This window comes from Paenarthrobacter sp. TE4293 (assembly GCF_050435325.1).
GTDB lineage: Bacteria > Actinomycetota > Actinomycetes > Actinomycetales > Micrococcaceae > Arthrobacter > Arthrobacter nitroguajacolicus_C.
Window position 1 is genome coordinate 230,012 of the sequence record NZ_JBNJRY010000004.1, and the last position, 22,227, is coordinate 252,238.

The window sequence follows — 22,227 nt, forward strand, 5'->3', positions numbered from 1 at the left end:
TCGTTGCGGCTTCACGTCCCCACTGCAGCGAACGTTTCAGGATAGTTTGGTGGCATGACCCATCCCGTTTCCACCTACAACGATGACCTGCGCCTTGCCCACGTCCTCGCTGATTCAGTCGATGCCCAGACCATGGATCGCTTCAAGGCTCTGGACCTGAAGATCGAAACCAAGCCAGACCTCACGCCTGTCACTGACGCGGACAAAGCCGCGGAGGAAGCAATCCGTGGACAGCTCTCGCGCTCCCGCCCGCGCGATGCCGTCCTCGGCGAGGAGTTTGGCAGCAGCGGGCACGGTTCACGCCGTTGGGTCATCGATCCCATCGACGGGACCAAGAACTTCGTCCGCGGCGTTCCGGTATGGGCCACGTTGATCGCACTGGTGGATGAAGGCGAACCCGTTGTGGGCGTCGTCAGTGCCCCCGCCTTGTGCAAACGGTGGTGGGCCGCCAAGGACATGGGCGCCTACACGGGCCGGTCCCTGGCTTCTGCTACCCGCCTGAAGGTCTCCAACGTTTCCAATCTGGCCGACGCGTCCATGTCTTACTCGAGCCTGACCGGCTGGAAGGAACGGGGAAACTTCGACGAGTTCCTGGGTCTCACCGATGACGTCTGGCGTACGCGTGCCTACGGGGACTTTTGGTCGTACTGCCTGGTGGCGGAAGGTGCGGTGGACATTGCGTGCGAGCCTGAGTTGAATCTGTACGACATGGCAGCCCTCGTCCCCATCGTGACGGAAGCCGGCGGCCGTTTTACCTCCTTGGAAGGCGAGGACGGACCGTTCGGGGGCAATGCCCTGGCCACCAACTCGATCCTGCACTCAGAGGTCCTGAAGCGACTCAACCCGGGCCTCGACGACCTCCTTTAGCGTTACCTGCCGAACTGACGGTAGATGGCAGTTCAGCGAATATTCGACGGCGGATGCCACCTTAATGTGGCATCCGCCGTTTTTTCTTCGGCTGATCGGCCAAATTCCACCCGGCGTAACAAAGTGCTTAATAATCCGACGTGGCTTTGGAAGGCCTGCCGGAGGTGCCCTAACCTTTTTACAGGTCACGAGTGCCAGCGCTAAACCCCGGTTTGCTGGCCGGCAACCCTCCATTCGCGGTGGGGTGCCCCGGGTGACGACCCGGCCGGTCCGGAACGGATGCGGCAAGCGCGGATCCCCCTATGGGGGTCCCTCTTGAGTGAGGTCCCATGAGCACTGTCACGTTCAACTCAAACATCATTCCGTCTTTTGCCGATGACATCCCGTCCACGTCAGCTGCCGCAACGCGCCCGCTCGCTGCGGTTACGGGAGCCGAGTTGCAGGCTCCGCTGATCCAGGGCGGACACGTCCGCTACGCCAACCTCGACTACGGCGCATCGGCACCGGCCCTGACCGTCGTCTCCGCGTACCTCAACGAAGTCCTGCCCTATTACGCCAGCGTTCACCGCGGTGCGGGATATGCCTCCCAGATCAGCACGTCCGTCTATGAAAATTCCCGGAACATTGTCCGTGAGTTCGTCGGCGGGCGCCCCGACGACTCCGTGATTTTCACCCGTAACACCACGGACTCACTGAACCTTCTGGCCGGTTGCCTTCCCCAGATCGATGGACGGCCAGCCGGGGAAGTTCTTTACCTGGACATCGAACACCATGCCAATCTGCTTCCTTGGCAGGGCGTCCCCCACCGCAGTGTGGTCGCGGCCGCAACGCTGACGGCCACCGTGGACAAACTCCGCGCGGAATTGTCGCAAGGAGGGGTCAGCCTGCTCGCCGTGACAGGTGCCTCGAACGTCACGGGTGAAATCCTGCCCATCGCCGAACTTGCTTCGCTGGCCCACGAATACGGTGCCCGGATCGTGGTGGATGCCGCCCAACTGGCCCCCCACCGCCGGATCAACATCACCGAGGCCGACGTCGACTACGTCGTGTTCTCCGGTCACAAGCTTTACGCGCCTTTCGGTGCAGGTGTCGTGGTTGGCCGTCCGGACTGGCTCGACGCCGGGACGCCCCACCTGGCCGGTGGCGGCGCCGTACGTGAGGCACGCCTGGACTCGGTCAGCTGGGCCAGTGGTCCTGCGCGCCACGAGGGCGGCTCACCCAACGTCCTCGGAGCCGCAACCCTCGCCCGGGCCACGCAGGTCCTTGCCGCCCTGGACCAAGAGGCCTGGCACGCCCACGAATCGGCCATCCGTTCGTACTTGGTGTCCGGTCTTGAAACCATCGACGGCGTGACCGTTCACCGGATCTTCACCGACTCCGTGGACACCATCGGCGTCGTCAACTTCTCCGTGGAAGGTTTCGACGCCGGACTGGTCGCCGCTTATCTGGCTGCTGAGCACGGCGTCGGGCTCCGTGACGGCCGCTTCTGCGCCCACCCCCTGCTCAAGCGACTCGGGCTGCCGTCCGGCTCCTTGCGTGCCAGCTTCGGCGTCGGCTCCCGGTTGGAGGACGCCACAAGGCTGCTCGCAGGCATCGAAGGCCTCAAGCGCAACGGACTGGGCTGGGACTACGTGGTGGACGAGGGCCGTTGGGTCCCCGCCAACGATCACCGGAGCTACCCGGAGTGGGCTCCCAACACTCCCGGCACAGCAGGCGCAGCTCCCTGCACTGTCGACTAAAAGGCGCGGCGCGCTGGACTGCGCGGTTGGCTGTACGGCACGCTCGACTGGAAGGCTCGGCCACGGCGGACTCGGCCAAGCACGATGAGTTCCCCTGGACCGGCCGTCCGGCAGCTGCGGTAAATTCGTAGGGTATCTTTCGCGACCCTCTGAAGGAGTCTTGGCGTGGCATTGCGTTCTCCGGCCGCCTCGAGCGGACAGCCCGGCATCCCGGGGCCCGCCGGACCACGTGGTCCCAAGCTGCATGCTGCCCGCCGCAACGAATTTGGCCAGAGCTTCCAAGACGGCGGAGAGCACTACGACCGCGTGCGGCCCGGATATCCGCTGGACTCCGTGGACTGGCTGGTTCCCGAAGGGGCAAAGGCAGCTGCGGACGTCGGCGCGGGGACAGGCAAGTTCACGGCGCTCCTCGCCGCGCGGGGGCTGGAGGTCGCCGCCGTCGATCCTTCCGCCGACATGCTGGAGCAATTGCGGAAGGCGCATCAACAGGTCACTGCCCTGGAAGGGACGGCCGAGGCAACTGGACTGGCGGACTCAGCATTCGACGTCGTCAGTGTTGCCCAGGCCTGGCATTGGTGCGATCCACTCCTGGCGAGCACCGAAATTGCCCGGATTCTTCGGCCACAAGGAACCTTGGGACTGATCTGGAACCAACTGGATACTGAGGTTCCCTGGGTTCACCGGCTCTCGCGCATCATGCACGCCGGAGACGTCCACAAGCCCGGCTTCCGGCCAGTCATCGGCCCGGAGTTCGCAGGCTTGGAAAGCCACTTCACCAAGTGGGAAGACGCATCGTCGCCCGAAGACATCATGGAGCTGACCAAGTCACGGAGCTACTACCTCCGCGCCAACGACGCTACCAGGGCCAAGGTCATGGGCAACCTGGAGTGGTACCTCTACGACCACCTCGGGCACAAGCCTGGCGAAACCATCCACTTGCCCTACGTGACGCAGACCTGGCGGGCGTTCAAGATCCACAGTGCCGGGCCGCGGTAGGCTGGGAGGGTGAAGACCAGTACGCCCTCCTCCTCGATCGAGGACTACGTCAAGGTCATCTACTCCTTCACGGAGTGGCAAGACAAACCCATTACGTCCTCCCAGCTTGCCCAGCGCCTGGGTGTGGCCAATTCATCGGTTTCAGAGATGGTCCGCAAGCTCAAGGACCAGGGCTTGGTGGACCACCAGCCCTACAGCGCCATCCGCTTGACTCCTGCGGGCATGCGCCTGGCCCTGGCCATGGTGCGCCGCCACCGATTGATTGAGACCTACTTGGTGGAAGAACTCGGCTATAGCTGGGACGAGGTCCACGATGAGGCCGAGATGCTGGAACATGCGGTGTCGGATACGTTCATCGAGCGAATGTCCGCCAAACTTGGCCATCCCGCCAGGGACCCGCACGGCGATCCGATCCCTTCGGCCGATGGTTCCGTTGACCTGCCGCACGCCTACCGCATGATTGAGCTGGACCAGGGCCACTCGGGCCGCATCACCAGGATCAGCGACGAGAACCCGGATCTCCTCAGGTACCTGGCAGCGGAAGAGATTGCCCTGGACGCACCGGTCGAAGTCGTCGGACGCAAGCCCTTCGGCGGGGCACTGGTGGTTCGGATTGGAAGCGGTTCCCAAGGCCGCGAGTTCGATCTTGCGGACGAAGTAACATCCGCGCTCTGGGTTCAGAGCGCTGGGGTCCACGAAGGCTGCATCCTCCCCGCCCGCTGACCCGGGCCCGGCGAAAGGTCACGTACGCTGCCCGGCCGCGCCGTCGTCGTCGGACGCTGCATCCGGTTCGCCGTCAGCAGCAGCGGACGCCCCCTTGGCAGGGTTTCTCATCCCGACGGCGGAGGCCAAGGCCCCGATCAGGAACAGTCCCGCCGTAACCAGCAGGGCGTTGTACAAGCCTTGCCGGGCAAAAACCGGCCCCACGATCAGTCCTGCAAAGGCAATGGTGATCAACCCGGCAATGCGGGCCACCGCGTTGTTCACTGCTGAACCGATCCCGGCTTCCTCGGGCGGCACGGCGCCCAGAATGGCGGCCGTCAAGGGCGCAACAAGTGTGGCGAGACCGAGGCCGAAGACGATCTGCCCCGGCAACACCTGGGTCCAATAGTTCAGTGGCTCCTGGACCGACAACGACATCAGGAATCCCACCGCGCACAGCAGCGGCCCCACCGTCATGAACCACCGCGGCCCATACTTGCCCGCCAGGCCACCGAAATACGAGGCACCCAGCATGAGGATGACCGTACCCGGCAGCAGCGCAATACCAGCCAGCGTGGCTGCCATACCGCCAACCTGCTGCAGATAGATCCCCAACACAAAGAATCCGAGGGATATCGCGCCGTAAATGGCAAGGGTTGCGAGATTACCCCAGGCAAAATTGCCGATGCCAAAGAGCCTCAAGGGCAACATGGGCTCAGCAGCCCTTGCCTCATGGACCAGGAACAGCGCCATGGCAGCAATACCGACCACCAGGGGCACCCACACCTGCGGGCTACCCCAGCCCATGCGCCCTTGCTCGATGAAGGCATAGACAGGACCCCCGAGGCCCACCATGGCCAGCAAGGCTCCCACATAGTCGATGCGTTTACTCTTATCCCTCGCTGCATCGGAAGCGCGGAGGCCTGCGAGCATAGGCCAGATGGCAATTGCCGGGATGACATTGATGAAGAAGATGACACGCCAGGAGAGAAGGTCTACCGCCATGCCGCCAATGAGCGGACCCACGATCGCGGCAGCACTGGTCCAGCCGGACCACTGGCCGATGGCTTTGGATTGGGCGGGCCCGGAGAACGAGGTGATGATCATGGCCAGGGAGCTCGGTACCAGAAGGGCGCCGGCAATTCCCTGGAGCGCCCGCGACACCACCAGGACTTCGCCCGACCACGCCAGTCCACACAACACCGACGTTGCCGCAAAACCCGCCAAGCCCCATTCAAGAATCCTTGCCCTGCCGAAATGGTCGGACAGGGAGCCAGCCACCAGAATCAAGGCACCCAACGTCAGCAGGTAGGCGTCCACCACCCACTGCTGGATTACCAGGCCGCCACCGAGCTCCCTCCCGATGGCCGGTAGTGCGAGATTGACCACAAATCCATCCAGGATCGCGATGAACGACGCCACGATCGCGACCACCAGCACACGTTTCTGAAGAGGAGTACTCGGCGGTAGGGTCACTGCGTCAGTCATGAGCACAGCCTACGCCCGCCACGTCCCGTATCGTTGAGTGGTGATCAGCAGACGTGATGCCGCATTGGCCCTTGATATTTCGATGGAAATGGCACAGCGCCACGGTATTCCGTCCCGGCTTTCCGAAGCAGAACTCCGCGAGATCCAGGACAATCCACCGGCCTGGCTGGTGCAGTCCCGCGCCAACCGGACCGGCAAGCGACCCGTCTGGGTTCACCTCACCTGCGCTGTATGCGGCTACTCCGAAGCGATCCGTCCCAAAAAATGGTGGCCGGACTTTTCCTTCGTCTACTGTGGCACCCACAGGAACAGTGACCTTCCCAAGCTCTTCCTGGGCGAGGTCCGCAGCGAATACGAAGGTGTAGGCAGTCGCTTCGTGGGCGTCGTCGATGTGCCGGAGACCAAGGCCTAACTTCAGTTCCCGCTGGCTTGTTTCACGGCTGCTGGCTCATTTCCGACGGAACAGCCACCACCTGAAGCGTCTTTCCTTCCCTGAGCACAGTCAGCGGGAAAGGTTGCCCAATGGCTTCCTCGAACAGCAGCTTCTGGAGGCTCTCGGCACTGGACACTGCCCTCCCCTGTGCCCGCAGCACCACGTCCCCCGGTTGAAGTCCGGACAGCTCCGCCGGCGATTGGGAAATCACCTCCACGACGCGCAGTCCCTCCTTCTGCCCTGTCCGCACTACAGCACTGGCATCCAATGGGATCGGCGTACTCACCAGCCCCAAGTACGCGCGGTGCACGCGCCCGTCCCTCAACAGGGACGCGATAATTCGTTGGGTCGTCGTGTTGATCGGTACCGCCAACCCGAGGCCCAATCCGGCCACCGCGGTGTTGATGCCCACGATGCGACCCCGCGTATCTGCCAGCGCACCTCCGGAATTACCGGGATTCAGCGCGGCATCCGTTTGGATGACATCTTCAATGACCCTCCTGTGTTCGCCGGCCCGGACAGGAATGGACCTGCCCAAGCCACTGACCACACCCGCAGTCACCGATCCGGCCAGGCCCAAGGGGTTGCCCACGGCGATTACCAGCTGGCCCACCCTCAAGGTGTCGGCATTGCCCAGCGTTGCCGGCGGTGGTGTGGACTTCACGCCACGGACCACGGCAAGGTCCGACAAAGGATCCGCCCCCACCAACTCCACATCCGTGTGCCTGCCATCAGCAAACACGGCCCGGCCCGAGCGGATGCCGGCCACGACGTGGGCGTTGGTCAGCATAAACCCGTCACCGGTGAAGACGACGGCCGACCCACTGCCCATGCGGGTCTGGCCCCGGCGTCCGGTACTGGTCATCTCGATGGCTGCAACATGGGGCGTGACTGATTCCGCCACGCGAACCACAATCGTGGAATACGCGTCCAGGGCCTGTTCGTCTTCAGGGTCCTGGAGTTCGAACTCCGGCTCAGTGCTCATCACATGCCTCCCGCCACCGCTCCGCCATGTTCGGCGCTTACCCAGTTCAACGGCCAACCGGCTGCTGGTAGTCCTCCATCCGGTACGCCGTGGGTGAACGCGGCCGTGTCAGGGCATGAAAAAGCCCCCGGATCACGAGGATCCGAGGGCTTTCCGAGGTGGAGATGGGGGGAATTGAACCCCCGTCCGATGTCGTTTTGTCAGGGCTTCTCCGGGCGCAGTTCGCGTCGGATTTTCTCGGCCCCAGCCATCCTGCGAACAGGTGGCTGATCCGGGCCCAGTCATCTAAAAGTCCCGTTTACCTCAATGACGAAGGCAAACAGCAGTGGCTACCTAAATGACGCCAGGAACCGGGGCGATAGCAACCCCGGGCTGACGGACTGTCTTACTGCTTAGGCAGCGAGAGCGAAGTCAGTGCGCTTAGATTCGGCACTTATTGGTTTGCAGACAGCGTTTACGAGATAATTCTGCATCCTCGGCCCGCTTCACCTGTCGCGACTAACATCGTCGAAACCGATCATCCCCGTATTTTGTTACCAAACCCGACCGGAGCATCGATGTCATCGAATTCCCGTCGGACTACCCATCATAACGCATTCATCCAGTGGAACATTCCCCGGATGCGGTGGGCGTGGCGCCTACCGGCGGTTGCGTTCCCGCAGCTCACGCAGTGATTCCCGCTTGTCCTGCTGCTCACGAAGCGTTTGGCGCTTGTCGTAGTCCTTCTTACCGCGGGCGATGGCGATTTCCACCTTGGCCCTGCCGTCCAGGAAATAGAGCTGAAGCGGTACCACGGTGAAACCGGACTCGCGGATCTTCTGCGAAATTTTGTCCAGTTCGTCGCGATGAAGCAACAGCTTACGACGGCGGCGCGCGGCATGGTTGGTCCAGCTCCCCTGGTGGTACTCGGGGATGTGGATACCTTCCATCCACAACTCGTCGTTGTAGAAGGTGCAGAAGCCGTCCACCATGGAGGCATGGCCCTCACGGAGGGACTTTACTTCTGTTCCCATGAGGGCAATGCCGGCCTCATAGGTGTCCAGGACATGGTAGTTGTGCCGGGCCTTCCGATTGGTGGCCACTACCTTACGGCCACTTTCCTTGGGCACGGTAGAACTCCTTGTTAGATGCGGATTTCAACTAGTGTACGCCAGCGTCGGGGGCGTGCCGTGCACTCCCCCACGTTCTAGAGAAGGTTCATGGGATCTACTGCGGAGCCGTTCAGCCACGTTTCGAAGTGCGCGTGGCAGCCCGTTGAGTTACCAGTACTCCCGGAATAGGCAATGAGCTGGCCTGCCGAGACCCGCTGACCATTGGCCACCACGATGCTGCTGTTGTGGTAGTAGATGGTGGTCAGCGAATTACCCTGCACCACGCCATGGGACAACTTCACGCGCCAGCCACCGCCATCGGCGGAATTCCATCCGGAGTTGAAGACCTCGCCTGCCGCTGCCGCATAAACAGGGGTGCCGCAGGCTGCACCGAAGTCGATGCCGGTGTGCATATAGCCGCCGGTACCGTAGAAATCAATGGTGCCGGGTGGGGTTGCACGCCATCCGAATCCGGACGTGATGGGCACGTAGCTTGCGAAGGGGTGCCGCAAACCGAAGGCAGACGGGGAACCCGCTGCAGGCGGAACATACGGCTGTTCCGGAGGTGCCGGCCGTCCCTGCGACGCTGCGGCGGCTGCTGCTGCGGCTGCGGCTTCTTCCGCAAGACGGCGCTGCTCTGCTTCCCAGGCTTCCCTGAGTTTCCGGTCGCGCTCAACGATTTCAGCGGCCACGGTGTCCTGCTCAGACTTCACCCGGGCCAGGTTGGCTTCGATTCCGGGCTTGGCAGCCTGGAGTTGTCCGTTGAGGCGGGTGGTGTCTTCGATCAGCTTATCGACTTCAGCCTTCTTGTTTGCTGCCTCGTCCCGGGCAGATTTCTCCCGGTCAAGGGCAGCATCCGCTTTCGCCTTCAGGTCCTGGATTTCTTCTTCGACAGCTACAAGCCGTGCCTGGGAATTGACGTTCGTGGCGTTCTGCTGGGTCAGCTTGGTCATGGCGGCGTTCTGGCTGCGCATGGCTTGGTCAGCCAGATCCATGGACTCGGTGAGGTTGCCGGACTCACTGGAACCAAACAGCAGCGCAACGTTGGTGGGGACGCCACCGGACTTGTAGGCCTGGGAAGCAATCTGGCCGATCAGCTTCTTGGTATCAGTGATCTTCTGCTTGTCACTTTCCAACTGCTCGGTGATCTTGGCTTTGTTCTGCTGGGCCAATTCAACCCTGGCCGCCAACGCCTCAACTTCCTTGACCGCGCTCGCTACCCGCCCCTGGGCTTCCAGCAAAGCCTGCTGCGCACCGGGAAGGCGGCCCTGGTAGATCACCAGGTCACCGGCGGCCTTGGCGATGTTCGCATCAACAAATTCGAGGGATGCCTGGACCCGTGCAGCTTCAGCTTCCAGTGCGGCTTGCTGGTCTTCAAGATTGTCGGCCTGGGCCGCGGGGGCGCCTGACAGGAGACTGACAGCCAGACCCACAGCCAGAACGGCACCCAGAATCCGAGCATTGCCCGACGCGAAGCGCCGACGCATGGAGTTCGGGTCCAACGTGGTCATCAGGAGTCCTTTTCGATTGTCAGCATGATTGTTCGGCCGGTCCGGGGATTCATCGCTAGACCTTCAGGTAACGCCGGAGGGTCAACAGTGAGGATATCCCGGCAAGACCTGCGCCCAGGGCAATGAGCACGGGCGCGATCACCAGCACCTGGGTAGATGAAATAAAGGGGGTATTGAGGAACTGCGTCGACAGCTCGCCATTCAACCAGAAGTGAGCCATGAGCCAGAGCGTGACGGACGCCAGCACCGCCCCCACGACGGCAGCGATGACTCCTTCCAGGATGAAGGGCAGTTGGATGACCGTCTTGGAGGCGCCGACGAGCCGCATGATCCCTGTTTCCCGCCGTCGGCTGAAGGCAGAAAGCCGGATGGTGGTGGTGATCAGCAGGACCGCACAGAAGATCATGACTGCGGCCACGCCCATCGCCGCAACCGACGCCCCGTTCATCCAGGAGAAGATACGTTCCAGCACCTGTCTCTGGTCACTGACCGTCTCCACTCCGGGCTGGGAGGAGAACGTCTCGCTGATGATCTGGTACTTCTCCGGATTCTTCATGTTGATCCGGAACGAGGCCGGCAACTGGTCCTCAGACACCGAGTCCACGATTGGGGAATTGGAGAACTGTTCTTTGAAGTGTGTGTACGCCTCAGCTTGTGATTCGAATTGGAAATCGTTGATGTACTGCTTGACGGCCGGGGACTCCAGCATGGCTTGAAGGTTGGCCTGCTGCTCCTTGGTGGCCGGCCCTGAAGCGCAACCGACCGCCGTCGAGCCGTCGTTGCAGAGGAAGACAGCGACCTGGACTTTGTCGTACCAGTAGCCCTTCATCTGGTTGATCTGCATCTGCAACATTCCAGCCGCACCCACGAAGGTGAGGGACACGAAGGTCACCAGCACCACGGAAATGACCATCGAGAGGTTCCGGCGCAGGCCACTGCCGATTTCCCCCAGGATAAACAGAAGCCTCACAGCTGTGCCCCCTGTGCACGGTTAAGTTCTTCGCCGCTGGCATCCCGCAGCCGGCGCGATTCGCCAACCACCGGAATCATCGACGTATAAAGTGCCTTGGCTTCGTCACGAATGACCTTGCCGTTCTTGAGCTCCACCACGCGGCGGCGCATCTCGTTGACGATGTCGTCGTCGTGGGTTGCCATGACTACCGTGGTGCCGTTCTGGTTGATCTTGTCCAGGACCCCCATGATCCCCATCGACGTGATGGGGTCCAGGTTTCCGGTTGGCTCGTCCGCCAGCAGGATGCCGGGACGGTTCACGACGGCACGGGCGATCGCCACGCGCTGCTGCTCGCCACCGGACAGCTCGTGGGGCATGCGGCGCTCCTTGCCCTCCAGGCCGACAGTCTTCAGGACTTCAGGAACTGTTTCGCGGATGATCGAGCGGCTCTTGCCGATGACCTGCATCGCGAACGCAACGTTGGCGAAGACGTTCTTCTGCGGGAGCAGGCGGAAGTCCTGGAAGACGACGCCGATACCGCGGCGGAGCTTGGGTACCCGCCAGCTGGAAATGTTGGCAACATTCTGGCCGGCGACATACACGGATCCGGAGGAGGCTTTGTCTTCCTTCAGGATCAATCGGAGAAAAGTTGACTTGCCTGAACCGGACGCGCCCACCAGGAAGGTGAATTCGCCGCGGTTGATCTCAAGGCTGACAGAGTCGAGCGCCGGTCGGGCATTCTGCTCGTATACCTTGGTGACATTCTCGAAACTGATCATGGCCCTTTTGTACCCCGCCGGACATGACATAGTTGCCCAGTCCAACAGCCGGAGCGCGGGCTTTCGATGGGGGAAGTGAGAGCACCGGCCACTCGACTATACGCACGGGCAGGCCGGTATTACGGGGCTTTGGAGGGCGTGTCGCGTAATCCGGAGTGTCAGTTCCCGGGTTTCAGCCTTGAGTTGGCAGCGGCGTTAGTTGGCGGCGGCGTTGCGGTTGCCTGTGCGCCAACGAATCCCGGCGTCGATGAAATCATCAATGTCGCCATCCAGCACTGCCGAGGTGTTTCCCACTTCATGTTCCGTTCGCAGGTCCTTGACCATCTGGTAAGGATTCAGGACGTAGGAACGCATCTGGTCACCCCAGGACGCTTTGACGTCCCCGGCCAGGGCCTTCTTTTCGGCGTCCTGTTGTTCCTTCTTAACCAGCAGCAGGCGCGACTGAAGCACACGCATGGCCGCTGCCCGGTTCTGGAGTTGGGACTTTTCATTCTGCATCGAGACCACGATGCCGGTAGGAATGTGTGTCAACCGCACCGCAGAGTCGGTGGTGTTGACCGACTGGCCGCCCGGGCCGGAGGAGCGGAACACGTCAACGCGGATCTCGTTGTCGGGAATTTCGATCGAGTCCGTCTGTTCGATCAACGGAATAACTTCGACTGCCGCAAAGGATGTCTGCCGACGCCCCTGGTTGTCGAAGGGGCTGATGCGGACCAGCCGGTGCGTGCCTGCTTCAACGCTCAGGGTTCCGAACGCGTACGGCGCCTTCACTTCGAAAGTGGCGGACTTCAGCCCTGCCTCCTCGGCGTAGGACGTGTCCATCACGGTGGTCGGGTACCCGTGGCGTTCTGCCCAGCGAAGGTACATCCGCATCAGCATCTCGGCGAAGTCGGCGGCATCGACGCCGCCGGCACCGGCGCGGATAGTGACAACGGCTTCGCGTTCGTCGTATTCACCGGACAGGAGAGTGGTGATTTCGAGTTCCGCCAAAGCTTTGCGGATGGACGACAGTTCTTTCGCTGCCTCCGCCATGGAGTCCTCGTCGCCCTCGTCCTGGCCGAGTTCCACCAGGACTTCGAGGTCGTCAATCCGGGAAGCAAGCTTCGAAAGCCGCTCGACTTCGGACTGGCGGTGCGACAACCTGGACGTGATCACCTGGGCTGAAGCCGGGTCATCCCAAAGGTCCGGGGCTCCGGCCTGCTCGCTCAACTCAGCGATCTCAGCTTTTAGTGCATCAACATCGGTGACGTTCTCGATGGAGCTGTAAGTTGCGCGAAGTGCGCGGATTTCTGCGGGAAAATCTATTTCAGCCATGGTCATCCCAGCGTACGCTATTCGTCGCCCTCCCCCGACGGCAATGGACTGCTGCATGCCGGAACGTCACTGCGTCAGGGACGACCGGGCTACGGACCTGGCCTCAAGAGGTATCCCCTCGGGCAGCAGGAAGCTGATCACGGGAGGATGAGCCACCGCAGCCAGGACCACTACCGCCGTACCGCCGGATTCGCTGCCTGTACCTGCCGCAACCACCAGATGATCGTGGCGGGTATAGGCGTCGCTGCCGACCAGGTAAGAGCCAGCCGCTGCCCGCACGCGCTCGTCCACCAAGGGGGTGGCGGGCTGACTCGTTGTTCCCATATCCCCCACCATGAACGAGTCCGCAGCCGCCAGTGCGGCTCCGTCTGCCAGGGACAACAGCTTCTTGTGCTCCAGGTAAACCGCAGAGACGGCAGTGACCACGGTGACCAAAAGAAGGGCCAGAACAACGAAGCCAATAACAAGAACGGCGATCTGGCCGTCTTCGCGTGCGTTAGCGGCGGGACACGGTTCACCGGCGGGATACGGCGGTTTCATCGAAAACGTCCCACGACCTGCGTAGCCGACGCACTCAGGTGGGCGGCCTTCACGTGCAGTGAGTCTCCGAAAGGCATCAACGGCAAAGGAACATCCAAGGCGACCGCGACTGTCACCTTGGCCCCTGCTGATAAGCAGTCCGCGTGGTCGCATGAGATCTCTACCCGGGCTTGGTCCTGGGGGCGCCCATAGTCCCTATACGCGAGGAGGACAGTGCGCTCCGCAGCAGTCCTCGCGTCGGCCAGGTTCCCACGGGCCACAAAGACCTTAGCGGCCTGGTCAGCAGCCCCAACCACTGCGAATGAGCCGCCTTGGATCTGGCCCATGGTCACCACGAAGTAGACCACGGGAACCATGAGCAACACCGCGAGGAAAGCAAACTCGACCACCGCACTGCCCCTTTGCGCGTTCGATTCGCCCTGGCCTGGCCCGAACTGGTTTGCCGGCCCTGCCGGCAGGCACAACGCCTCGCGCATCCTTTGGCATACGGCATTCAACAGCTTCTTGCCTGGGCTAGCTTGAGAGGGCCGCATGCCCTTTCACCTCCAGCAGACCGCTGGGACCGATCAACCCGACAACCGGCAACGGCGCCTTGACCGTCACCTCCAAGGTAGGGATTCCGTCCACGATGACATCGGCAGAAACAATGTCTCCTGAAAATTCGCTGTTGAGGGAGGTACGGATCAGCTCCGCGGTTCTGGCCCGGGCATCCGCCGCGGTGCGGTCTGCAAGTGCTCCATATCCTGCCCCTGAGGCAGCGGCATCGATCAGGGTGTTCCGGACATGCAGCACCAGCGTGAGCTGGACGATCGCCATAAAGAACAGCGTCAACAGTGCACCGACCAGTACAAAGTCGACGACGGCGGACCCCCGTTCCTCGACGATGGTCCTCCTCTGCTGGGAAAGCGCCCGACGTGCGCCGGGGTGATCCGGCCGCATCCCCTACTTGCCCACCTTGCTTATCGCCTGGTTAAAGAGGTCCTGCAGCGCAGGTCCCGCCAAGGCAAGAAGTCCAGCGACCAGGACAGCCGACATCAGTGTGATCATGACCCAACCAGGAACGTCACCTCGCTCACGGTTTTCGTTACCGGACAACCCCCGCAGCGTGACCGCCGCAACCCAGGACGTGCAGCCCAGGGTGAGGGCGGATGCGACGGACAGTCTTGTTGGAATGCTTTTCATGGTTCTCCCCTAGATGAATAGTTCTCTGTTTGCGGTTATAGCGTTGTCGGGATCAACTGGATCGGCCGATCGGTTGCTTCTGGACTGGGCATCTGTGCTTGACCGTCCCAGGCCCTACAGGCTGATTTCCAGAGCCGCGATGGCCGGGAAAGCAGCAAAGACGACGGTAAGTGGGAGTACTCCGAAGACAAGGGGCACCATCATGGCAATCTCCTTCCTTCCGGCGGACTCCATCAGTTCGCGTTTTGCAGCATCGCGGACATCCGCCGCCTGCGCCCTGAGGACATCAGCCAAGGGAGTTCCGCGCTCCACGGCAATGACCAGGCCGTCGAAAAATCTGACGAGCGGAGGCAGCTCCGACCGAGTAGAGAAAGCCTGGAGTGCCTCGGCCAACGGCGTGCCCGAACGGGTATCGGCGAGGACAAGGGCAAACTCTGCCGAGAGTTCACCATGGGAACAGCGGCTTACCCTGTCCATGGCGCCCATGGCACTTTCGCCCGCTGCAACGGCGAGGGCCATCAACTCCGCGAGACTCGGAAACTCCGACAGCATGGCCGACTCACGGCGCCTGATCCGTTGTCCCAGCACGTAGTCGCGCAGCATGTAGCCGCCCACGGCGCCCGCGATGACACAGATCAACAGGAAAGCAGGACTGAATTGCCCTGCGGCAGCACTGACTGCCACGGCGAGCACCGCGCCCACGAAGCCTGCACCCGCCCACATGAGCTGCTCGGCCCGGAAATCCACTGTGGATTTCGGCGAGCCGGCGCGGGCCAGCCGCTTGGCCAGTGCGGCGGTCCCGCCACTGAAGCGGGACAGATACGTCATGGCGTCACCGATGATGGGACGCAGAATTCTCTCCAGTGGCCCGAACGGCGTGATGTTCTGCGTTGGTGTGTGCAGAAGGCGTGATTCCAGGTTCCGGGACCTCAGCTGGGACTCGATCCGGTCCGAAAAGGTCATTTTCCGCATAAAGGGCAGGCGCACCAGAATCAACCAACACCCTGCCCCAAGAATCAGCCCGCACAGCACGGCGAGCGCGGCAGTCGTGTTCATCGAAGCACCCGTTCATCCTCTGGCAAGGCACCAACCCGAAGCATCACGGAGTAGCTCACAACGGAGATCACCAGTCCACCAAGCAAGACGATGGCCCCCAGACCGGAGTTGTAAGCCAGCATCGCTTCCGGCCGGCTCGCCATCACGACCAGGACAATCCACGGCGCAGCAACAGCAAGCCGTGCTGCGTTGACGGTCCACGACTGCCGGGCTTCAAGTTCGCTTCGCGTGCGGGCACTGTCCCTCAGGAACTCGGAGAGAATACCCAGCATCCGGCCGAGATCCGAGCCACCCACCTCGCGGGTCATTCTGAGTGCCTCAATGATGCGGTCTGCCACCGGATCAGCCAGCCGTTCCTTGAGCCTGTTCAGGGCAGCCTCAAATTGACCGCCGGATCTGTAGTCGGCCCCAAAGTCCAGGAACAATATCCGGAGCTCCTCCGGCCCTTTGTGTCCGAGTTGAATCAGCGCTTCCGGTAACGCGAGCCCGGCGCGGATGGCTGAGCGCAGGTGGTCAACAACATCGGGCCACAGTTGCCGAAGCGACGCCCGGCGCTTCCGCGCCCGCCAGCGGACGGCGGCGAACGGAACCCAGGAACCAAAGAGGGCAAAGCACAATGCCACCGGGGGCGATCCAGTGAGAACGAAGAACACGAGCAGGCCGACAAGGCCAAAGCCGGCACACGTGAGCAGAAGTCCCCCACCCGAAACTTTTTCAATTCCGGCCGACATCAGCAGGAGGTCCAGCCGTCGGGGTCTGGCTGCCTTTGCTTCTGCAACTGGTTGGACCCACGCCGACCACCACACGAGGAAGACACCCAAGCCGCACAGGATCCCGAGGAGGGGTGCCATCAGTTCAGCTCCAACAGCGCTGCGACGTCGAATCCCGCCCGGGCAAACTTCTCGGCGGCGGGCATGGAGTTCGTCCGTGGCAGCAACTGCCCGCCAACCATTCCGAAAACTCCTGAGGACTCGATGATGCCGTTTTCGACCCTCCGGCCGAGGGAGAGAATTTCGGTCACCTGCCTGCGCCCGGTGGAGTGGCGGCTGCAGTGAACCACCAGGTCGATGCAGGATGCCACCGTTGGCACCACGAACGCGCTGGAGATGTTCGCTCCCGCGAGCAGGGGGAGGGTACAGATCTTGGTCACGGCGTCATGCGCGGAATTGGCATGGACGGTGCACATGCCCGGCAAGCCGGAATTGAGTGCGATCAGCATGTCGAGGCTCTCCGCTTCACGGACCTCTCCCACCACCAGCCGGTCCGGCCGCATTCTCAGCGCTTCCTTGACCAGCCGCCGAAGCGGGATTTCGCCTTGACCTTCCAGATTGGGCTGCCGGCACTGCAACCCCACGACGTCGCGCAACGGGAGCTGCAGCTCGAAGATTTCTTCCACCGTAATGACCCGTTCCCGGGAACCGATGTGCGCCGCGAGGCAGTTCAGCATGGTCGTTTTTCCTGCCTGGGTGGCCCCCGAAACCAGGATGTTGAGCCCGCTGGCCACTGCGGCTCCCAGGAACCGCGCGGCTTGGGGCGTGAGGCTTCCCAGCTCGACCAAGTGCTCCAGGCGGCTTGCCCTCGCGATGAACTTACGAATGTTGACGGCCCAATGCTTACGGGTAATGTCGGGGATTGCCACATGCAACCTGGAGCCATCCGGAAGGGCTGCGTCCACGAAAGGCGATGAAAGATCCAGCCTTCGCCCGGAGCTTTTGAGCATTCGTTCCACAAGGTCCCTGACTTGCTGCTCGTCAAGGCTGATGGCCGTCAGTTCAGATTCGCCGTTCCGGGCAACATAGATTTCGTGCGGGGCGTTGATCCACACCTCTTCTATGGCGGCATCATCCAGGAGCGGCTGCAGCGGGCCGAAGCCAGCTACAGCATCAAAAATATGTCGGCGGGCCGTTTCAAGGTGTCCCAACGAAGGCAGCGGGGCCAGCAGTGCACGTTCGTCATAGTCGTTGACTGCCGCTTCCACCAAGCGCCTGACGTCCGCTGCCTGCTGCAGGGGATCCAAGCCACGTCGTCGAATGAGCTCACGGACTTCTCCCTCAACGATCCTTACAGCATCCACATCTTCCCCAACTGCTCGCGAGCCTGCAAACGAGAGAAACATCTCGAATCATTCACGCTAGGCGAGCTCCGGGACCCCTACAAGCCGTTTACCTTGGCATGTGGATAACCATGGAACATCAGTCACGTGAGCAACCTAAATCCCACTAGTCACTCCAGTTTCAGGATGTTAGGGTAAAGGCCGTTAGGAGCTGGCCTTTGGTCTCATGCGCAAGCGCCCGCCCCGGAGCTTGTCCGCAAGCCACCCCATGCGCCGCTGAGCCGCGGTACAGGGCCGGATATGAAGATGAAACGACGTTCAAGTGACCCGTCCCGCCGGACTCCGCTGGCCCGGGCCGGCTTAGCGCTGACGATCGCCCTGGTAGCGGGCAGTTGCCTTGGATCTCCCGCCTGGGCGGAGACGACCGGACCACGTCCAGCTCCTCCACCGGAGACCCAGTCAGGAATTCCGGTACCGGAACCGGCAGGTACCGGTGCCCCAGCAGCATCCCCCGGCACCCCGACTCCCGCGGAGACCCAGGTCCAGGTGCCTGGGCAGCAGCAGCCGTTGCCCGCCGTCGAGCCTTCACCTGCAACAGTGCCGCTGCCGGCAGCCGGGTCAACGAACGATTCCCAAGCGCAGTCGCCCTCAACGATGGCCATGCCCGGCAACGCCCCTGACGCAGAAGCCATGAAGGCAGCGATGCGGGCCGCCATCCCCGCGGGCGGCGCCGAAATGGGGCAACGGTCCCCCAGGGTCCTGGCGGCCAAACAGGGCCACGACACGACGGCGGCCCCGGGCTCACGGGCAGTGGGAGGCGCGGTCAGCGCCGCCGTACCCATGGCAGCGGACCCCGGCCACTGGCGCCCCACCATCGGCGTCGCCGGACAGGATGTCAGCGCCCACCAGGGGAACGTGAACTGGCAAAGCCAGTGGAACCAAGGGTCCCGCTGGGCATACGTCAAGGCCTCCGAAGGCAACTACTACCTCAACGAGAACTACACCCAGCAGTACAACGGGTCCCGCAACGTGGGCATGGTACGGGGCGCCTATCACTTCGCCATCCCCAATTGGTCCTCTGGTGCCGACCAAGCAAGGTACTTCGTGGCCAACGGCGGTGCCTGGACGTCCGACGGATACACGCTTCCCCCAGTCCTGGACATCGAATACAACCCCTACGCGGGGCGAACCATCAACGGGTTCTACTTCGGCAACACCTGCTACGACATGTCCAAGGCGCAATTGGGGCAGTGGGCAGCAGATTTCGGCAACACCGTCAAAGCCCTGACCGGTCGCTTCCCAGTCATTTACAGCACCACTGACTGGTGGAACACCTGCGTCGGCAACTCCACGTTCGGGAGTTATCCGCTCTGGATCGCTTCCTACTGGAACAACCCCACCAATTCGCCCGGCTCCATGCCGGCGAGCTGGGGCAACTACACCATGTGGCAGTACAGCAGCACCGGCCCGTTCGAAGGCGATTCAAACATCTTCAACGGCAGCTACGACCAGCTGCGGACTTTCGCCCGGGGAGTTTCCTACCCCTCGAACCCATCTATCAAGTCTGCTGCCGACCTCCTCACCACCAGCCCGTCAGGACGCCTGGACGCCTTCCCTGCCAGTGGGACCGGCCGAATCACCGGACCTGTCGCCATAGGCTCAGGCTGGTCCGGCGCGAAGGCGCTCTACGTCGTGGACTGGAACCAGGACGGCGTCCAGGACATCATGTCCCAATGGTCCGACGGGACGCTGAAGGTCTTCCGTGGTGCTCCCGGGGGCTCTTTCTATGACCCCATCCAAGTCGGTTCCGGGTGGCAGGAAATGTCCCTGACTGTCGGGTGGTGGAACTCCAAGGATGCCTATCCAGGCGTCATTGGACAGGATTACCTGGGGAACTTGTACCGATACCCGAACAGTGGAGGTGGCGGTCTCGGGAACGGTGTCCTGATCGGAACCGGGTTCAGCGGCCACCAACTGAACCAGATCGATTTCGACGGCGACGGCAACCAAGACATCGTCACCCGCACGGCGGACGGCACCCTTCGCCTGTTCCGCTCCAATGGTGTGGGCAGCTTCGTCAACGAGCCAGGCAGGGTGATCGGATCCGGCTGGGGCGGCATGACGGCCGTGAGCTCTGCAATAAACTTCAACGGAGCGGACTCCCAAGGACTCCACGCCCGGGCTTCCAACGGAGACCTCTACTACTACCCCGCCGGTTCCGGTTCCTGGGGCAACCGCAGCCTCATCGGTTTGGGGTGGAACGATGCAGCCCTCATCAGCGGCGCACCCCTTGACGTGGAATCCACCCTTGGCATCGACCAGGAAGACGTCATTGCAGTCCGTCCCGACGCCAATCTCTACCGATACCCGGGCACCGGTACAACAGCGCTGCTGCCGGAAGACCTCATTGGCACGGGCTGGGCGGGGTTGAAGGCCGGGTTCGTCACCGACTGGAACGGCGACGGCGCACTGGACATCGTGGCGCAGTGGTCTGACGGGCGCCTGAATGTGTACCCGGGCAGGAACGGCAGCGGTTTCGGAACGGCGATCGCCCTCGGCAGCAACTGGAAGGACTGGACGCTGAGCGTCGGTACCTGGAAGAAGGCAGATGCGCATCCCGGAATCGTCGGGTATGACGCCGGCGGGCGCTTGTACTACTTCAACAACCCGTCCGGGAAGACAGTTTCCACTGGAATATCCATCGGCGTTGGCTGGACTGGACTGGACATTGTGCAAATGGATTTCGACAAGGATTCCAATGCCGACCTCCTCGCCAAAACAGCCACCGGAGACCTTAAGCTCTACCGCTCAAACGGCACCGGAAACTTCATTCAGGAAGCCGCAAGCGTCGTTGGCACAGGTTGGAACGTGATTTCGGGGTTCGCTGCAGTTCGCGGTTTCGCGGGTTCCGGCTCAACAGGTGTCATCGCCCGGACCACCGTTGGAGAACTTCGGTACTACCCCGTCGGGTCGAACAGGTCGTGGGGCACTCCCACCAAGATCGGCACCGGCTGGAGTAACCTCACCATTTTCGCCCCGGCCGCCAAGTAGGCGGTGGCCAAGTAAGGCGGTGGCCAAGTAAGGCGGTGGCCAAGTAAGACGGTGGCCAGTGGCCGGTCCAGGGAATCCTGGACCGGCCACTGGCTTTAAAGCCACGCTGCCTAAGCCAGCAGTGCGTTCATCGCATTTATCAGCGTGGTCTCAACTCCATTGGCACCCGCTTTGAAATGTGCCAAATGGCCGTAAACGGTCATTGAGCCACCGGCAATTCCTGGGAAATCCGGCTCCCATCCACCCTCATAGCTGCCAAGGGGCATGGACGGTGGAAAGAATTCATTGCTGGGGATGTAGCAGCATGATTCGTTGGCATATCCCCCAACAATTATTCCGTTGGTCCCGCCATTCCGGCCGCGGAAATAGGCGGCGTAACCGCTGACGAGTTCGCCACCGATCATGGCGATCTTCAGTTGGGGGCTTCCGTTGAACTTCCATACCTGGAAGGGAGACGGCACTGCCGTGTCGAAGCTGTTGCTGTCGATCCGGCCGATCATGACCTGGGCGTGCCTCTGGTACCACTGGGGTTGGCCGTTGGGATTCGCCAGGCGGGCAACGTAGGAGGCGCGGACGGCTGCCAGGTTTCCAGCTGTTGGAGTAATGTCCAGCGGCAGTTGCACTTCCTGGTACCGCGTCACCAGAGGGCCGCTCAAGGCACGCCCGGCTGACTGCATGGCGGAGTTTACGGTCGCGCCGAGTGCGTCCCCATGCTGGTCCCGGAGTTCCCAGCTCCGTACTCCGCCCGGGTCCTGGTCGCCGGCTGGCCCTTGCAGGAACATCGCAAAACAATTCGGGTTCCGGTTTTCGATGTAATTGCAGGCTCCAGCGGCAAAATCGCCATCAAAAAGGGTCCGCAAACCTGCACTGATGGGATGGCATCCATAACTGAAAATCACCGCGGCCGGCGTGCCATTTCCACGCCTGGCCACAAGAATGGGGACAGCAGTTTCCGTATAAGGCAGACCCACCCGGTTTGCCGAAAAATTCTGTGTTGAGACTTTATAGTCGAAGGTCACCGCTGTCTCGTCGGCCTCCAACGCTTCCTGCGCAAGGTCCACAATGGTGTCCTCAAGGTCGGCGCTGTAGGAACGCACCAGGCCCAAATCTGCCAGCCCGTATGCCATGAACGGGTGGAGTGTGTCGATCAGGGCAGGCCCATTGTGGGTGTGTGTTGCCTGGATCAGGATGTCGCTGCTTGACCACGAAGTAAGCCCAATGATCCGGTCGCGAATCCGCTGGTGCATGGCCCGTGGCAACGCCAGGACGTCCAGGCTGATGATGATGTGAGGGTTGGCATCTTCCCAGATGAGGATTGCCCGGGCATACAAGGGCTCAAATGGCGAACTGCTGGTGGCCTCGCGTCCGCCATCGGTAGAACCATATCCAGCCATATAAGGATTGGTGCTCAGCGACGGCGTTATGTCAGCGCTTGCAGTTCCTATTCTAAACGCCATAAAAGATCACTCCTTGATTGTGCGCAACGGG

The 22,227-nt window shown here is 62.0% G+C and carries 21 protein-coding genes, 1 other RNA gene and 1 riboswitch; of the genes, 6 read left to right on the forward strand and 16 right to left on the reverse strand.

The genetic code is table 11. From position 1 onward, the window contains the following. Window positions 1-54: 54 nt before the first annotated feature. The 4 genes from hisN (at window position 55) to QF015_RS09960 (ending at window position 4,325) form a co-directional block, all read left to right on the forward strand. Window positions 55-867, forward strand: a complete 813-nt coding sequence (gene hisN, locus QF015_RS09945) for a histidinol-phosphatase (RefSeq protein WP_429388694.1) — start codon at window positions 55-57, stop codon at window positions 865-867. A gap of 183 nt (window positions 868-1,050) precedes the next feature. Next, window positions 1,051-1,164, forward strand: a riboswitch (SAM riboswitch). A 32-nt stretch (window positions 1,165-1,196) separates the two neighbouring features. Further along, entirely contained in the window at window positions 1,197-2,606 is a 1,410-nt protein-coding gene (locus tag QF015_RS09950) for an aminotransferase class V-fold PLP-dependent enzyme (protein ID WP_429388696.1), read from the forward strand. A gap of 171 nt (window positions 2,607-2,777) precedes the next feature. After that, window positions 2,778-3,602: a class I SAM-dependent methyltransferase gene (locus QF015_RS09955; RefSeq protein WP_429388994.1), complete on the forward strand. Its 825-nt coding sequence runs from the start codon at window positions 2,778-2,780 to the stop codon at window positions 3,600-3,602. A gap of 9 nt (window positions 3,603-3,611) precedes the next feature. Further along, window positions 3,612-4,325, forward strand: coding sequence for a metal-dependent transcriptional regulator (locus tag QF015_RS09960; protein WP_310208969.1), 714 nt, complete (start codon window positions 3,612-3,614; stop codon window positions 4,323-4,325). Between the two features lie 18 nt (window positions 4,326-4,343). Here QF015_RS09960 and QF015_RS09965 read toward each other — a convergent pair whose 3' ends face one another. Continuing rightward, entirely contained in the window at window positions 4,344-5,792 is a 1,449-nt protein-coding gene (locus tag QF015_RS09965; protein ID WP_397337319.1) for an MFS transporter, read from the reverse strand. 82 nt (window positions 5,793-5,874) lie between these two features. On the opposite strand from QF015_RS09965, the gene QF015_RS09970 reads away from it, so the two are divergent. Then, the gene (locus QF015_RS09970; protein ID WP_310209274.1) at window positions 5,875-6,204 is read left to right on the forward strand and encodes a hypothetical protein; all 330 of its coding nucleotides are present in this window, start codon (window positions 5,875-5,877) and stop codon (window positions 6,202-6,204) included. A 22-nt stretch (window positions 6,205-6,226) separates the two neighbouring features. Here the strand turns inward: QF015_RS09970 and QF015_RS09975 are convergent, their stop codons facing one another. The 14 genes from QF015_RS09975 to QF015_RS10040 form a co-directional block, all read right to left on the reverse strand. Further along, window positions 6,227-7,210: a S1C family serine protease gene (locus tag QF015_RS09975; RefSeq protein WP_310208973.1), complete on the reverse strand. Its 984-nt coding sequence runs from the start codon at window positions 7,208-7,210 to the stop codon at window positions 6,227-6,229. A 156-nt stretch (window positions 7,211-7,366) separates the two neighbouring features. After that, window positions 7,367-7,735, reverse strand: a transfer-messenger RNA (tmRNA) gene (gene ssrA / locus QF015_RS09980). A gap of 113 nt (window positions 7,736-7,848) precedes the next feature. Beyond that, window positions 7,849-8,319: an SsrA-binding protein SmpB gene (smpB, locus tag QF015_RS09985; protein WP_017198498.1), complete on the reverse strand. Its 471-nt coding sequence runs from the start codon at window positions 8,317-8,319 to the stop codon at window positions 7,849-7,851. 77 nt (window positions 8,320-8,396) lie between these two features. Beyond that, a complete protein-coding gene (locus QF015_RS09990) occupies window positions 8,397-9,812 on the reverse strand; it encodes a peptidoglycan DD-metalloendopeptidase family protein (RefSeq protein ID WP_310208977.1) in 1,416 nt (471 codons plus the stop codon). 55 nt (window positions 9,813-9,867) lie between these two features. Further along, complete coding sequence (gene ftsX / locus QF015_RS09995) at window positions 9,868-10,782, reverse strand: permease-like cell division protein FtsX (protein WP_310208979.1); 915 nt, start codon at window positions 10,780-10,782, stop codon at window positions 9,868-9,870. Next, a complete protein-coding gene (gene ftsE / locus QF015_RS10000) occupies window positions 10,779-11,543 on the reverse strand; it encodes a cell division ATP-binding protein FtsE (RefSeq protein ID WP_310208981.1) in 765 nt (254 codons plus the stop codon). Before ftsE ends, ftsX begins: the two co-directional genes overlap by 4 nt. Before the next feature lie 195 nt (window positions 11,544-11,738). Next, window positions 11,739-12,857 (reverse strand): peptide chain release factor 2, encoded by a 1,119-nt coding sequence (gene prfB, locus QF015_RS10005; protein ID WP_017198502.1) that lies wholly within the window; start codon window positions 12,855-12,857, stop codon window positions 11,739-11,741. A gap of 66 nt (window positions 12,858-12,923) precedes the next feature. Then, window positions 12,924-13,397: a pilus assembly protein TadG-related protein gene (locus QF015_RS10010; protein WP_429388701.1), complete on the reverse strand. Its 474-nt coding sequence runs from the start codon at window positions 13,395-13,397 to the stop codon at window positions 12,924-12,926. Further along, window positions 13,394-13,786 carry a hypothetical protein gene (locus tag QF015_RS10015; protein ID WP_429388703.1) on the reverse strand — a complete coding sequence of 131 codons (393 nt, stop codon included), beginning with the start codon at window positions 13,784-13,786 and terminating at the stop codon, window positions 13,394-13,396. The genes QF015_RS10010 and QF015_RS10015 overlap by 4 nt, the downstream gene beginning before the upstream one ends. Before the next feature lie 124 nt (window positions 13,787-13,910). Beyond that, complete coding sequence (locus QF015_RS10020) at window positions 13,911-14,336, reverse strand: TadE family protein (protein WP_429388704.1); 426 nt, start codon at window positions 14,334-14,336, stop codon at window positions 13,911-13,913. A 3-nt stretch (window positions 14,337-14,339) separates the two neighbouring features. Next, window positions 14,340-14,579, reverse strand: coding sequence for a hypothetical protein (locus tag QF015_RS10025; protein ID WP_310208990.1), 240 nt, complete (start codon window positions 14,577-14,579; stop codon window positions 14,340-14,342). 114 nt (window positions 14,580-14,693) lie between these two features. Further along, entirely contained in the window at window positions 14,694-15,635 is a 942-nt protein-coding gene (locus QF015_RS10030) for a type II secretion system F family protein (protein WP_310208992.1), read from the reverse strand. Further along, window positions 15,632-16,486: a type II secretion system F family protein gene (locus QF015_RS10035; RefSeq protein WP_310208993.1), complete on the reverse strand. Its 855-nt coding sequence runs from the start codon at window positions 16,484-16,486 to the stop codon at window positions 15,632-15,634. Before QF015_RS10035 ends, QF015_RS10030 begins: the two co-directional genes overlap by 4 nt. Further along, complete coding sequence (locus QF015_RS10040; protein WP_429388708.1) at window positions 16,486-17,709, reverse strand: CpaF family protein; 1,224 nt, start codon at window positions 17,707-17,709, stop codon at window positions 16,486-16,488. Before QF015_RS10040 ends, QF015_RS10035 begins: the two co-directional genes overlap by 1 nt. Before the next feature lie 285 nt (window positions 17,710-17,994). Here QF015_RS10040 and QF015_RS10045 point away from each other — a divergent pair, with 285 nt between their 5' ends. Beyond that, window positions 17,995-20,739, forward strand: a complete 2,745-nt coding sequence (locus QF015_RS10045; protein WP_429388710.1) for a GH25 family lysozyme — start codon at window positions 17,995-17,997, stop codon at window positions 20,737-20,739. Between the two features lie 110 nt (window positions 20,740-20,849). On the opposite strand, the gene QF015_RS10050 is transcribed toward QF015_RS10045, so the two are convergent. Continuing rightward, the gene (locus tag QF015_RS10050; protein WP_310209020.1) at window positions 20,850-22,196 is read right to left on the reverse strand and encodes a hypothetical protein; all 1,347 of its coding nucleotides are present in this window, start codon (window positions 22,194-22,196) and stop codon (window positions 20,850-20,852) included. Window positions 22,197-22,227 lie beyond the last annotated feature (31 nt).